The sequence below is a fragment of the Sinorhizobium fredii USDA 205 genome, from assembly GCF_001461695.1.
Lineage (GTDB): Bacteria > Pseudomonadota > Alphaproteobacteria > Rhizobiales > Rhizobiaceae > Sinorhizobium > Sinorhizobium fredii.
This window is the reverse complement of the sequence record NZ_AUTC01000110.1, coordinates 20049-33427: the sequence shown is the minus strand read 5'-3', so window position 1 is coordinate 33427 and position 13379 is coordinate 20049. Positions and strand designations below refer to the sequence as shown.

Here is a 13379-nt window from a genome sequence, read left to right as displayed (position 1 = left end):
GGGTGCCTGGGGCGGGCGACACGGAATTTCACAAGAGGGAAACCGATGACACCGATAGAAGTCCCGGGTCTGTTGACGTTCACTATCTCGATAGTGGTCTTCTTCATCGGCGCGCACCTCAACCGCATCATTCCAATACTTGGACGCTGGACCATTCCGGAAGCCGTGACGGGCGGCCTGCTCGCTTCGACCGCCACGCTTGCCGCGTACGAGCTTTTGGATGTGGAAATCACTTTCACGCTCGAGGCGCGCGACTTGCTGCTCCTCTACTTCTTCACGGGAGTTGGCCTCAACGCCCGAGTGAAAGATCTCATCGGCAGCGGACGGCCATTTCTTGTTCTCCTGTCGTTGACGCTTTGCTTTCTCGTTATCCAGAACGTCATCGCGATCGCAAGCGCCGCGACGCTGGGTCTTCCGGAGGGAATGTCGATCTTTTTGGGGTCGGCTTCACTCATAGGTGGCCATGGCACCACAATCGCATGGGCGCCACTGATTTCGGCCCGCTACGGTCTCAACAATGCATTGGAAGTGGGCATCGCCAGTTCCACGCTCGGTCTCGTAATCGCCAGCCTGATCGGAGGTCCGATCGGCCGCCTGCTTATTACCCGCCATGGTCTTCGAGGCGCCACCGACGAAGACCTGACCATTGGCCTTTCTGCAGCAGTTCGGAAGACGATGACGTGAGCTATGTCAGCCTGCTGCAGACACTCCTGGTGATGAACATAGCCATCATCGTTGGTTACGCCGTTTACGAAGTCATCGACGGAGCGGGCGTCAAGCTTCCGCTCTTTGTCGCCTGTCTCCTGGTCGCAATTTGCCTGACGAATACAATTCCATATCTGCTGCCGCGGTTGCCTTGGCCCACACGCAGCCGCGCCCTTTCGCTTCTCTCCGACTTGTCCTTGAACGTGTTTCTCGCCATGTCGCTTATGAGCATGCAGCTATGGGTGCTGGAAGGCCTGGGCTTTTCGTTGCTGGTGATCCTCGCGCTTCAGACGGCAGCCACGATACTCTTCATCCTGCTCGCCGTATTTCCGGCGATGGGGCGAGACTATGAAGCGGCGGTCTTGTCTGCAGGCTTCGGCGGGATCGCCCTTGGCGCCACGCCTACAGCAATCGCCAATATGACTGCCGTGACCAAGGTCTATGGTGCCGCTACCACCGCCTTCATCATCCTCCCGCTTATATCGGCATTCTTTATCGATCTCGCCAATGCCGCGGTGATTGGTTTTCTTGCGCGGTGAGAGCTGCATGGGTTTGTCCCTAAACCGGAGACGATTTGAGGAGAGATGCAGTAGTCAGGTGGCGACAACAACGGCCCGACATTCATCCACTGGTGGAGGCCGCGCATTGTGAAGCGCTTCAAGCCTCCGGCGTCGGGAAGACCTGATCCGGCTCCACCTCCAGACCCAACAATTCCGAAACCCACCTGCTGGACCTATGCTGGCTGCAGAAGGTCACAACCGCGATCGTTATCGGCACGCCGATGAAGGCGCCGAAGACTCCCCAGAGATATCCCCACGCGAAAACGGAAAACAGAACAACGACGGGCGACACGGACAGCGCGCTGCCTGAGACGCGTGGCTCGATGTAGCTGCTCACAACGAACTGAATGAGGTTCAACCCCACGAAGACCACCAGCACGGTCTCCGCCGTGCCGAACTGGATGAGGGCAAACAGCGTCGGGAACAACGTCGCCACAAGCGGTCCCAGAAAGGGGATGTAGTTGAGGGCGAACGCAATGAAGCCCCATTCCTCGGCGAGAGACAGCCCGACAGCGCGGGCGAAAATCCAGACCAGAAGTCCGGTGACGACACTCATCGCCGTCCTGATCATCATGTAGCGACGGATCTTCATTGCTGTTTGTCGACTGCCCTGAAGAAGCAATGCACTGGCAGTCTGGTTTCGCAGCGCCTTGATCCTGCGCTCGAAAGCCTCGACCTCCATCAGCCCGAGCAGTACATAGACGAGAGCGATCAGCCAGAAACTGAAAGTGCTGTTAAGGCGGCTGCTTATCGTCTGTACCGTACGCACAATCCAGCCAACGCCGAAGTTCTCCGACCAAAGCACGGCAACGGCGATGCCATGTTCCTCGAGCCAGAGACGAGCGTCGTCGTAGAGCTGCTGAAAACGCGCGGCATCCGCGATGATCCACCGACCGACTTGCCCGAATGCCCAGGCGATCAGCCAGCCGAATGCGAGGAATGCGAGTACGACCATGAGAAAGCTGATGACAAGCGCCAAATAGCGAGGGAGCGTATCCTGCAAGCGGCGCTGCGCCGGCCACACAAGCGCGATGATAAACAGCGCGAACGCTATTGGCGCAAAAACCGAGCTCGCCATCGAGAGCATCGCCAGGAAGAGCAGAGCCGCGATCAGAATTTGGGGTGGCATAGATTACCCTTGCGGCCCGCACGCTCCCCACCATTCAGACGATCTCCGCCAGTCCTTTCGGAAGCATAAGATGACAGCGTTGTCGCGCGACCGTCGGCCAGAGCCTCACAGCGTGTTCTTATGGACCTTGCCGTCCTTCACGATGACGGCCAGATTCTTTCCGGGGTCTTCGATCAGGCGAATGTCCTCGAGCGGATTGCCATCCACAACCAGCATATCCGCGAGTGCACCCTCCTCTATGATTCCCAGTTTGCCCGGGTAAGGATTGCGCAGATTGGAAAGCGCAAGCAGCTCCGCATTGACCGATGTCGCCACGCGGAGCGTCTCGGCGTTGGTGTACCAGTTGCTGAGATGGGTCAGCATGATGCCCTGGCGCGGCGTTATCTCAGGTGAGAAGAGCACGTCCGAGCCCCATGCCGTCTTGATCCCGTGCTTGCGAACGAGCTCGTAGATCCTCGGAGTTCCGGCGAAGACCTGCAGCATGCGTTCGGCCGATGGCCCTGTCTGCTGGGCGACATCCTCCGTCGACAGGAAAGGCTGGGTGCTGAGCCAGACTTCCTTGTCGGCCATGATCCTTGCCGTCTCTTCGTCCATCAGATGCGCATGCTCGATGCAGGCCGCTCCCGCCGCGACCGCCCGCTGCACGGTGTTCGGAGCATAGGCATGGACGGTGGCGTAGGTGTTCCAGTCCCGGGCAACGTCTATCGCCGCGCGTAGCTCTTCCTCGCTGAAGGTCGACATGTCGAGCGGACTGCGCGGAGACGACACGCCGCCGCCTCCGACGATCTTGACCTGCGAGGCGCCCTGTAGGAGCTGCTCCCTGACGCGCTGCTTCAAGTCCCCGACGCTGTCGGCAATCGCCGCGGCGCCCACCAGTTCACTGACGCTGAGCCGCCCGGAGTCGGGCGGAATCTCACTCGGCATGCGAAGGTCGCCATGGCCGCCGGAGGTGGTGATCATCGCACCTGACGGAAAGATGCGCGGACCGGGTATGACCCCGCTGTCGATCGCTTGCTTGAACGAGAAGACGGGACTGCCCAGGTCACGCACGGTAGTAAAGCCGCGCATGAGGGTCCGTTCGGCTTCAGCCGTGGACGCGGAGAAGACGAAACCGGGATCGCCTGTCGCTATAACCGCCAAGGGAACGGCAGCATAGAGCGTATGCCAGTGCGCATCGATCATGCCCGGCATCAGAACGCGATCGCCGCAATCGATCACGGTCGCGTCGGACGGCGGAGCGCTGTTCGTCGCATCGACGGAAGCGATCCTGTTGCCCTCGATCAGGACCTGGACCCCTGCCCGCAATTTGTCGGACTTGCCGTCGAACAACCGGACCTTGCTCAAGAGAAGCTTGGAGGCCGGCGCCTGGGCAAAGGATCGCCCAGGCATCATCCCGGTGACAGCCGCGGCACCTAAACCGGCAAGAAAGCTTCTGCGGGAAAATTCATCCAAACGGCGCGATGCTTGCTGCAGAACGGGACTGAGGCAGCCGCAGCCAGTGCCGTGAACGAGGTGTTGATACTTGGTACCCAACCGAATCATGACACCCCTCCGGTTTCACGTCGTCAGACGACCATGATGAGACTACCATTGGGTGCGGGGAATATCCACTGCCGCGTATAGGTAGACGCGTGACGCGCGTCGCGTCAGATCCCGATCGTTGAGCCGGAAGGCCTTGCGGCTGGGTCCGAAGTTTCCGTCCTAACCGGCCATCTTGACATCCGCCGCATCGGCGAAGGCGCGCACGAGGATGCGGTTGCGGCCCCGCATCTTGGCTTCGTAGAGAGCGGCGTCCGCTTCCGACAGGAGGCGGCTCGGCTCCGCCTGCAGGACATGCCCGATTGCCGAGGCTATGCCGATGCTTGCCGTGACCCGCCCGAACTCGCTTTGCGAGTGGGCGATCTTCTCTTCGTCGAGCAGGCTGGCAAATTGCTGGGCGACAATCGTCGCTTCCCGCTCATTGGTTTCCGGCAACAGGACGACAAATTCCTCGCCACCGTAGCGGGCGACGATATCGGCCGGGCGTTTCGCCGAATTGAGAAGACACTTGCTGACGAGACGGAGACACTGATCGCCGGCCGGATGGCCGTAGGTGTCGTTGTACGCCTTGAACCGATCGAGATCGATCATCAGCAGGCTGAGCGGCGCGTCGCTCCTTGCGCATCGCGCCGCTTCGCGCATAAAGGCTTCATCGAAGGCGCGACGGTTGACGATGCCGGTCAATCCATCCGTCTCCGCCAGGTTCTTCAACTGCTCGGCCGAAAGCCGCAGAGCGATTTCAGCCTGCTTCATCGCCGTGATGTCCGAGACGACCACCATCGCCGTACCGTCCGTCGCGAGCCTTGTCTTGATGCTGCGCCAATCGCCGTTATGAAGCTGAACCTCCTCGTCCTTGTTACGGTGCAATGTGGACGTCGCCACATTGATCCACTCGTCCACTGAGTCGTAAGGGACATTGAGCCGCTCTCGTGTTTCGGCGGCGCGGCGAACGATATCGCTGATATGCGCGCCAATCACCCGGGCGCTTCCCGACAGCGGAAAGGCATTGCGGTATTGCTCGTTGCAGAAGATGAGATAGCCCTGCCGGTCGAACATCGCAAAGCCGTCGGACATTCCCGCCATCGCATGGGAGAGCAGGTTCTTGCTTTCGCGCAGCTCCCGCTCGAGCGCGGTGCGTTCCGTAATGTCGCGCGTGACGCCCGCCAGTCCGATCACGCGTCCCTCCTTGTCGCGCAACGGCACCTTGGAGGCGAGCAGGTCGCGGTCTTCGATGTGCTCGAGGGAATCGAGAAGAGGCACGCCTGTGCGCATGACCTCCTGCTCTCGATGATACAGTTCCTCGGCAAGCCGTCGTGGATGGAGATCGAAATCCGACAGGCCCACCATTTCCGCCGTCGTCTTGAAGCGGTAGAGGCGGATCATGTTTTCGTTGACGGTCACGAACCGGCTGTCCCTGTCCTTGACGTAAAGATAGTCGGGCGATTGCGAGAACGCGGTCTCCAGCATTCTGCGCTCGAGTTCCAGATACTGCGTCGTCAGCACTATGAAACCGCAGACGATGGTGGCCGCGCAGTTCATCGCCGCCATGGGCAGACCCATTGCCGCCAAGGCATGAACCTTCGACAGGGTGGGCAGCACCGCCATCAGCACCACGAGCAGACTTCCTACCGCCGCGCCGAGCATGATGACGTGCAGAAGCGTCGGCGATCTCTTCCTCATGAAGAGATTGACGCTCAGGCCCATGCCCGTGACGGCAATGATCGCGATCACGCCGTCGGTGGCCGCAACACCGCCGAGCGCAGTCCGGAAAATAGCCGTCAGGGTTGCAGCGATGGCTGCCGCCAGCGGCCCGCCGAACATGCCGGCGAGCGCGAGAGGGGCGAAGCGCAGGTCCATATGGATGCCGGGGCCGAATTCGACGGCCAGCAGGATCGAGCCGATCGACGCAACGCCGGCCATCAGTCCGAACAGGATTTTCTCATGTCCGACAAACCGCCGCCGCAGCCAGATCGACAGATGCGCCCAGATCGAAATCGCCAGGCTTACAAATGCAAGGTTGCCAACAAACTGCCCCCAGATGCCATTCATCGCGCTGCGTTCGGCCTTTCACCACGTTCAGAAGACCGACCTTAGACGACAACTGGTTTGAGTTTTATTAAATCGGAATGCCGCCAGGCGAGCCGGAATGCCCAGACAACTCGGCCGGGTGCTTGAAATATTGCAGCGAATCGCCACGTCATGGGCTGGGCGGCACTCCAAGTCCTGGAGTTGCGAAGAGGGAGGATTATCCTTGGGCGGCTTCGATTACGCGGTTATCGCACTCGTTGTTCTTGTATTCTTGACGCTTTTTGCCGGCATCAAGACCGTTCCGCAGGGCTATCGCTATACGATCGAGCGTTTCGGTCGCTACGTGAAGACCATAGAGCCCGGATTGAACTTCATCGTCCCCTATTTCGACCGGATCGGCGCGAAGATGAACGTTATGGAGCAGGTCCTCGACGTGCCGACCCAGGAGGTCATCACCAAGGACAATGCCAGCGTCTCGGCCGATGCGGTCGCCTTTTACCAGGTATTGAACCCCGCCCAGGCTGCCTATCAGGTTGCCAATCTGGAAAACGCCCTCCTCAATCTGACGATGACCAACATCCGCTCCGTCATGGGCTCGATGGATCTCGACGAACTGCTTTCCAACCGAGATACGATCAACGACCGGCTGCTGCGCGTCGTCGACGAGGCGGCCAATCCCTGGGGCATCAAGATCACCCGTGTCGAGATCAAGGATATCGCGCCGCCAACGGATCTTGTCGAGGCGATGGCCCGGCAGATGAAGGCGGAGCGCGAGAAGCGCGCCCAGGTGCTCGAAGCCGAAGGCAGCAGGAATGCGCAGATCCTGCGCGCCGAAGGCGCCAAGCAATCGGCGATCCTCGAGGCGGAAGGTCAAAGGGAGGCGGCATACCGCGAGGCGGAAGCGCGCGAGCGACTGGCGGAAGCGGAGGCCAAGGCGACCCGCATGGTCTCTGAAGCAATTGCCGCCGGCGACGTGCAGGCGATCAACTATTTCGTGGCGCAGAAATACACCGAGGCTTTGGCTGCCATAGGTACCGCGAACAACCAGAAGATCGTCCTGATGCCGATGGAAGCGTCCTCTCTGATCGGTTCGCTCGGCGGCATCGGCGCGATCGCCAGGGAAGTGTTCGGCGACGGCCAGGCGCCGGCTTCCCCGCGCCGATCGACGCCACAAACCGGGCCAGCGTCCAACCCCGTAGAGAACCGGTAGGCATCGTACCATGATCCAGCGCTTCGCTATCGAACTCGGTCCCTGGAGCTGGTGGATCCTGGGCCTCGCCCTGCTGGCGGCGGAAGTGATGCTGCCGGGCGTTTTCCTGGTGTGGGTAGGCCTTGCAGCTCTCATCACCGGCGGTCTTTCTCTCCTCCTTTGGGAAACGGCATTCTGGGTTTGGGAGGCCCAGGTCGTCGTTTTCGCGCTGCTGTCGATTGCCGCGGTCTTCATTGGCCGGCGCTTCGTCGTCTCCTCGTCGAAGAGCGACGAGCCGTTGCTCAACAAGCGCGGCGAGAGCCTCATCGGCCGCACCGCGCTGCTGGAGCAGCCGATCGCCGAAGGCCGCGGCCGCATCCGCCTCGACGACACGACCTGGGCCGTCGAGGGCCCCGACCTGCCCGCAGGCACCCGCGTGCGCATCGTCGCAAGCAGCGGCCGGCAGCTGACCGTCGAGCCGGCCTGAAACTCGCATTCCCGGCGGCCGATTTCCCTTCAGAAACGATTGCTTAACCACGTGCCTTTACGATTGCGAAACGATTGCAATCAGGTTCGCGGACAGACGGTAGATGGCGCCCAGGATTTCACGCTCGATCAAGGCGGGCGCCTTGCTTGTGCAAAAGCGAGCCAGGCTTCTGGTGGGCTGCGTCCTTGTTTTCGCCGGGCCCGCGGGCGCGCAAGGCTTCGAGAGCTCGCCCGGCACGAACGCCCCGATTGTCGGCGCGATGGCTGACGCGGGCACCCCGGCGATCACCGATCCGCAGACGACCGGCGCGGTTGCGGCCTCCGATCTTCCGCCGGCATTGGACGAGGATTTCAATCGCCTCAACCGACGCGAGGAGACGATCGACGGCCTGCGCAGGCGCATCGATCCGGATGCCGGCCAGGCGACCGGCCTTCGCATCGGCAGCTTCGTCCTGAAGCCGGCGCTCAGCGAAACCTTCAACCACGAACGACAGAAAAACGGCAGCTCCAGCCAGAGCCGCAGCTTTATGGAGACCGGCCTCAAAGGGTCGCTCACCTCGGACTGGTCGCGCCATCAGTTGAGCGTGACCGGCGAAGGTGTGCTGCAAAACAACATATCGGGCGAAGGCGAGGAAGAGCCGCGCGCCGATGTCGATGCGGAGCTGCGTCTCGACTTGACCGACGAGACGGTGGCCAGACTGAGAGCGGGCTACAGTTTCGAGCGCGAGGACGCCAACGACCCGAACGCCATCGCCAACGCCGAGGAGCAATCAGCCGTCAACACCTACCGGCTGGGCGCTGCGATCGAGCGCGACCTGGGCCTCGTTCGCGGCTCCGTCGGCCTCGACTTCGAGCGCCAGACCTATGGCGATGTCGATCTCGACAATGGAACGACGCTCTCGCAGGAGGATCGCGACCGCAATACCGGCACGCTCACCGGACGCCTCGGCTACGAGCTGTCGCCGGCGCTCATCCCCTTCCTCGAAGCCTCGGTCGGCAAATCCATCTATGATCTGCGGCGCGACACGCTCGGCTTCGAGCGTTCCTATATGAGCTATGCGGGCCGTGGCGGCCTGGAGGTGGACCTCGGCGAGAAGCTCAACGGCGAACTCGCGCTCGGCTATGAGACCTATCGTTTCGACGACGACCGGCTGGGCGACCTCGGCGGCCTCTCGGTCGACGGGCGGGTCAACTGGTCGCCGCAGCGCGGCACCGACGTGCTGTTCGGCCTCCTGACCTATCTCGATCCGTCGACGACCGCGGACAATCCGGGATCGATCAACTACGAGCTGACCAATATCATCACCCACCAGCTCCGTTCGACGCTGGTGGCGACACTCTCGAACAGCCTGACACTGCGAGACTTCCCGTCGGAGGCCACCGCTGCCGACGAGGCCACCTGGCGCACCGGCGCCGGCCTGACATGGGACATGAGCCGCTATCTGGCGCTGACCGGTGACGTCAGCTACGAGCGCACCAACAGGGACGTCGGCCCTTCGAGTGACACGACGCGCGTCGGCGTCGGCCTGACTCTGCGGCGTTGACCGCTGCTGCCGTCGGCGCCCCCCTCAGTCCACGACGAACAGCTTTGCCCCAACCGACGTGAATGAACGGTGAGGCTCGGCATTGTCGGCCACCTGATAGCTCGTACCGGGTTTCAGAACAAACCGCCGTCCATCCGGCAATTCCGTCTGCAGTTCGCCCTCGAGACAATAGAGAATGTGACCTTTGGAGCACCAATGGTCGGCGAGATAGCCAGGCGTGTATTCGACCACGCGAACGCGTATGGGACCAAACTGCCGCGTCCGCCAGTAGGCGACGACCGTTTCCCCCTTGTGCTCGGTTGCCTCGACCTCCGCCCAGTCGGTGATGCCGAAAGGAATGGCGTTTATTTCCATCGAGAGTGATCCTTTGCAGTATTGCGGCCCGCGTGAGATCGGAGCATCTGACGGTGACCTGGCTCAAATGTGGTCATGCTGACCGCTCGCGAGTCCGATGCCCGGGCTTCGCGTGGCGATGGCTCGAGCGGTGCATCAGGCTGCTTCCTGCTCCAACGCCCGGCGGGCAAGGTCGGGGTTCACGTTCCGGCCGGAGATCACAGCCACGACGGTCTTTCCGCTGATCGGCATCTTGCCGCTCAGAACTGCCGCCAGGGCCACCGCCCCGCCGGGCTCGACGCCGAGGCCGAACTCGCTGAAGGCGACGCGCATCGCCATCAGGGCTTCCTCGTCGGTAGCCGCGAAGGTTCCCGCCAGCCTGTTCCTGACAATGTCGAAGGGGATTTCGGCCATGTAGAGACCGGCGATCGCATCGCAGATCGAACGCCCGCCTGGCGGAAGATTGATTCGCCGACCTGCCGCCAGCGAATTCGCCATCTTTTCGAAGCCGGCCGCCTCCACGCCATGCACCCTGGTTCCGGGCGACCTTTGCTCAAGTGCGAGGGCACAGCCTCCGGCCAGCCCGCCACCCGAGCAGGGAACAACAACGTCATCGATCTTCGCTCCGAGCGCCTCCGCCTGACCCGCGATCTCGAGGCCAACGGTGCCCTGGCCGGCGACGACCCAGAAGTCGTCGGCCGGATCGACGAACACGCGTCCTTCGCGACCCGCGATCTCGGCCGCCACCTCGGCAATCTTCTGCATCGGCGCCTGAACGACCGTGGCGCCGTAGCCCTTGATTCGCTCGACTTTCGCGGCCGGAGCGGTTTCGGGGACCACGACCGTGGCCGAGGTACCGATCAAGCTGGCGCAATAGGCAATCGCCAGGCCGTGGTTGCCGGAGGACCGGGCCACGACGCCGCACCGGTGCTCGTCTTCCGTCAGCGCCTTCATCCGGTTCGCAGCGCCTCGAAGCTTGAACGAGCCGGTTACCTGCAAGTTCTCGGCCTTGACGAGCAGCCGGCCGCCAAGCTCGCGATTGAGCCAGGGCGATTCGAGCAACGGCGTCACGATGCCGATGCCGGCGATGCGGCGGTTGGCCACCTCTATGTCTGCATAGGTTGGCAGGAGTTTTACGTGGGGTGCCGCTTCGGCCATTGACGACGCTCCTTGGCGAGGTTTCGCATCAATCTGCCTAGCGGCGCGACCGGCGCAACCGCAATATTGTAACCGGAGCAATTTTTTGTGACCGATTGTCACGTTGTCGCGCGGGTGAGCGAGACATCTGAACTTCACGCCGTGAGCGGCGACGGACTCAGGCCGTGTCTACAGCGCCGTGCGTCTTTTCAGACGCACTAAGGACGCTGTAGCACTTTGAAATGCTGCATGATTTTGTCCTTAAATCGATTCCGATTTAAGGAATCATGCAGTAGGGACGCGGCCTGAGAATTCCAAAGAGACTACTTCAGCGCCTGCAGCAGCGCCTTGAGCGGCCCCTCGACCGTCGGGCGAATGTCGGCACGCTCGAGCGCAAAGGCGACGTTGGCGAGGATGAAGCCGTCCTTCGCCCCGCAATCATAGGTCTCGCCGCGGAAATGATAGGCGGCAAACGGCTGCGCCTCGGCAAGCTTCACCATGCCGTCGGTCAACTGGATCTCGTTGCCGGCACCACGCTCCTGACGCTCCAGAACCGGGAAAATTTCCGGCTGCAGGATATAGCGGCCGTTGATGAAGAAGTTGGACGGCGCCGTGCCCCGGGCCGGCTTCTCGACCATCTTGGTGATCTTGAAGCCGTTGCCGACCCTGTCGCCGACGCCGACGATGCCGTATTTGTGCGCCTGCTCGGGGGCGCATTCCTCGACGGCGATGACATTGCCACCGCTGTGCTCATAGAGCTCGACCATGCCCTTGAGGCAGCCCTTCTCGCCCTTCATGATCATGTCGGGGAGCAGTAGTGCGAAGGGCTCGTTGCCGACGAGATCGCGCGCGCACCAGACTGCGTGGCCGAGACCGAGCGGTGCCTGCTGACGGGTGAAACTCGTCGTACCGGCCTTCGGCAGTATCGCTTCGAGCAGCTCGATTTCGGCTTTCTTGTTGCGTTCTCTGAGCGTCTGTTCGAGCTCGACCTGAATGTCGAAATAATCCTCGATGACCGCCTTGCTGCGACCGGTCACGAAGATCAGATGCTCGATCCCCGCTTCGAGTGCCTCGTCGACGACATACTGGATGACCGGCTTATCCACGACCGTCAGCATTTCCTTCGGCACCGCCTTGGTGGCGGGAAGAAAACGTGTCCCCAGGCCTGCGACGGGGAAGACGGCTTTGCGGACTTTACGCTTGTCGGTCATGAACACCTCCTTGGAGTGAACCTCGGTCTAGCCTGAACAGGCGAATTGAATCGGATTACGTCGTCATTTGCCATTTTTTGCGAAGGGAGACGACTCGGGAATTTCATGGTAAAGACTTTGTTGACTTCGTTTCTGTAGGCTTCTCCACTGACCCGACACAGCCGCTGCGGGCAACATTCGTAAAACCCGGAGTAATCGGTCCGGCATGAACGCCGGCTGAATGCTCCGCCGAGAAACGGAACCGACAGCAGATGATCAGAAACCGCAGGACGTTCTTCCGCCATATCGCCGCCGCTCTCGTCGTTGCCGCCGCTCTCGGCCCCTCGACCGCGCGGGCGGACCAAGGTTTTCAGAACTGGATCAACAGCTTCTACGCAACGGCCGCCAAGAGCGGGATCAGCCAGGCGACCTACCGCAAGGCTTTCGCCGGCGTGAAGACTCCTGATCCGGCCGTCATCGAAAAAGCCAACTACCAGCCCGAATTCAAGCACAAGATTTGGGAATATATCGACTCGCGTGTCAATCCGTATACCAGGCGCATCGGCCAGGAGATGGCGGCCAAACACACGCGCACGCTTGACGCGGTCGAGCGACACTTCGGCGTCGACAGGACCATCCTGCTGGCGATCTGGTCGATGGAGTCGAACTACGGTGCCGTTCTCCAGAAGGACGACCGGCTGCATTATGTGCCGCGCGCGCTGGCAACGCTTGCCTATGCGGACCCGAAACGGGCGAAATTTGCGAAGACCCAGCTGATTGCCGCATTGAAGATCCTGCAGAGCGGCGACATCACGCCGCGCGAACTGACCGGCTCCTGGGCCGGCGCCATGGGGCATACCCAGTTCATCCCGACCAGCTACCTGCTCTATGCGGTCGACGCCGACGGCAACGGCCATCGCGACATCTGGAACTCGGTTCCGGATGCGCTGGCGACGGCTGCCAACCTCCTCAGGAAGAACGGCTGGCAGCCGGGCGAAACCTGGGGCTATGAGATCGTGGCACCGGCCAATGCGGCGAAATATTCGGGCCAGACGAAAACGCTCGGCCAATGGGCGGCGCTGGGCTTCGTCCGCCCGGACGGCCGGGGCTTCCGCAATTCGAAGATGCGGGCCGAACTCAAGCTGCCGGGCGGCGGCAAAGGCCCAGGCTTCCTGATGACGCGCAATTTCTTCGTCATCAAGCGCTACAACGCCTCCGACTCCTATGCGCTGGGCGTCGGGCTGCTCGCCGACCAGATCGCCGGCTATGCCGGCATGCAGCAGCGTTGGCCGCGGCCCGACGGTTCGCTTGACATCAGCGAGAAGTTCGAACTGCAGAACCGGCTGAAGGAACTCGGCTATTACGACGGCGAGGTGGACGGCAATTTCGGCTCCGGCTCGAAAGCGGCGATCCAGGCCTTCCAGGCGCAGAACGGCCTGCCGACGGATGGTGAACCGACGCAGCATCTGCTGCGCGTGTTGCGCAAGTGACCGCTCTGCAGCCAATCTCCCCGGATCACGGCGATTTTCGATCATGCGA

At 61.7% G+C, this 13379-nt stretch carries 10 protein-coding genes and 1 pseudogene; 5 read left to right on the top strand and 6 right to left on the bottom strand.

Going from position 1 to position 13379, the window contains the following annotated elements; translation table 11 throughout:
* Positions 1-45 precede the first annotated feature (45 nt).
* Positions 46-1244, top strand: a pseudogene (gene gltS, locus N181_RS11255) (sodium/glutamate symporter).
* A 118-nt stretch (positions 1245-1362) separates the two neighbouring features.
* Here the strand turns inward: gltS and N181_RS11250 are convergent.
* From N181_RS11250 to N181_RS11240, 3 genes are all read right to left on the bottom strand, one after another.
* Positions 1363-2394, bottom strand: a complete 1032-nt coding sequence (locus N181_RS11250; RefSeq protein WP_037393545.1) for an AI-2E family transporter — start codon at positions 2392-2394, stop codon at positions 1363-1365.
* A 105-nt stretch (positions 2395-2499) separates the two neighbouring features.
* Positions 2500-3936 carry a metal-dependent hydrolase family protein gene (locus N181_RS11245; RefSeq protein WP_037393543.1) on the bottom strand — a complete coding sequence of 479 codons (1437 nt, stop codon included), beginning with the start codon at positions 3934-3936 and terminating at the stop codon, positions 2500-2502.
* Positions 3937-4095: 159 nt separating this feature from the next.
* Positions 4096-5982, bottom strand: a complete 1887-nt coding sequence (locus N181_RS11240) for a diguanylate cyclase (RefSeq protein ID WP_037393541.1) — start codon at positions 5980-5982, stop codon at positions 4096-4098.
* Between the two features lie 202 nt (positions 5983-6184).
* Between N181_RS11240 and N181_RS11235 the strand changes: the two genes are divergently transcribed.
* From N181_RS11235 to N181_RS11225, 3 genes are all read left to right on the top strand, one after another.
* The gene (locus N181_RS11235; protein WP_037393540.1) at positions 6185-7171 is read left to right on the top strand and encodes an SPFH domain-containing protein; all 987 of its coding nucleotides are present in this window, start codon (positions 6185-6187) and stop codon (positions 7169-7171) included.
* A 10-nt stretch (positions 7172-7181) separates the two neighbouring features.
* A complete protein-coding gene (locus N181_RS11230) occupies positions 7182-7637 on the top strand; it encodes an NfeD family protein (protein ID WP_037393537.1) in 456 nt (151 codons plus the stop codon).
* A 103-nt stretch (positions 7638-7740) separates the two neighbouring features.
* A complete protein-coding gene (locus N181_RS11225; protein ID WP_037393535.1) occupies positions 7741-9180 on the top strand; it encodes an outer membrane beta-barrel protein in 1440 nt (479 codons plus the stop codon).
* A 24-nt stretch (positions 9181-9204) separates the two neighbouring features.
* Here the strand turns inward: N181_RS11225 and N181_RS11220 are convergent, their stop codons facing one another.
* The 3 genes from N181_RS11220 to galU form a co-directional block, all read right to left on the bottom strand.
* Positions 9205-9534: a DHCW motif cupin fold protein gene (locus N181_RS11220; RefSeq protein WP_060563383.1), complete on the bottom strand. Its 330-nt coding sequence runs from the start codon at positions 9532-9534 to the stop codon at positions 9205-9207.
* A gap of 135 nt (positions 9535-9669) precedes the next feature.
* Positions 9670-10671: a threonine ammonia-lyase gene (locus tag N181_RS11215; RefSeq protein ID WP_037429761.1), complete on the bottom strand. Its 1002-nt coding sequence runs from the start codon at positions 10669-10671 to the stop codon at positions 9670-9672.
* Positions 10672-10973: 302 nt separating this feature from the next.
* Entirely contained in the window at positions 10974-11861 is an 888-nt protein-coding gene (gene galU / locus N181_RS11210) for a UTP--glucose-1-phosphate uridylyltransferase GalU (protein WP_037393530.1), read from the bottom strand.
* 251 nt (positions 11862-12112) lie between these two features.
* On the opposite strand from galU, the gene N181_RS11205 reads away from it, so the two are divergent.
* Positions 12113-13330: a lytic murein transglycosylase gene (locus tag N181_RS11205; RefSeq protein WP_037429763.1), complete on the top strand. Its 1218-nt coding sequence runs from the start codon at positions 12113-12115 to the stop codon at positions 13328-13330.
* Positions 13331-13379 lie beyond the last annotated feature (49 nt).

Coding starts and splice junctions, on each gene's coding strand:
- N181_RS11250 (WP_037393545.1), bottom strand. CDS start 2,394: ATGCCACCCCAAATTCTGATCGCGGCTCTGCTCTTCCTGGCGATGCTC.
- N181_RS11245 (WP_037393543.1), bottom strand. CDS start 3,936: ATGATTCGGTTGGGTACCAAGTATCAACACCTCGTTCACGGCACTGGC.
- N181_RS11240 (WP_037393541.1), bottom strand. CDS start 5,982: ATGAATGGCATCTGGGGGCAGTTTGTTGGCAACCTTGCATTTGTAAGC.
- N181_RS11230 (WP_037393537.1), top strand. CDS start 7,182: ATGATCCAGCGCTTCGCTATCGAACTCGGTCCCTGGAGCTGGTGGATC.
- N181_RS11225 (WP_037393535.1), top strand. CDS start 7,741: ATGGCGCCCAGGATTTCACGCTCGATCAAGGCGGGCGCCTTGCTTGTG.
- N181_RS11220 (WP_060563383.1), bottom strand. CDS start 9,534: ATGGAAATAAACGCCATTCCTTTCGGCATCACCGACTGGGCGGAGGTC.
- N181_RS11215 (WP_037429761.1), bottom strand. CDS start 10,671: ATGGCCGAAGCGGCACCCCACGTAAAACTCCTGCCAACCTATGCAGAC.
- galU (WP_037393530.1), bottom strand. CDS start 11,861: ATGACCGACAAGCGTAAAGTCCGCAAAGCCGTCTTCCCCGTCGCAGGC.
- N181_RS11205 (WP_037429763.1), top strand. CDS start 12,113: ATGATCAGAAACCGCAGGACGTTCTTCCGCCATATCGCCGCCGCTCTC.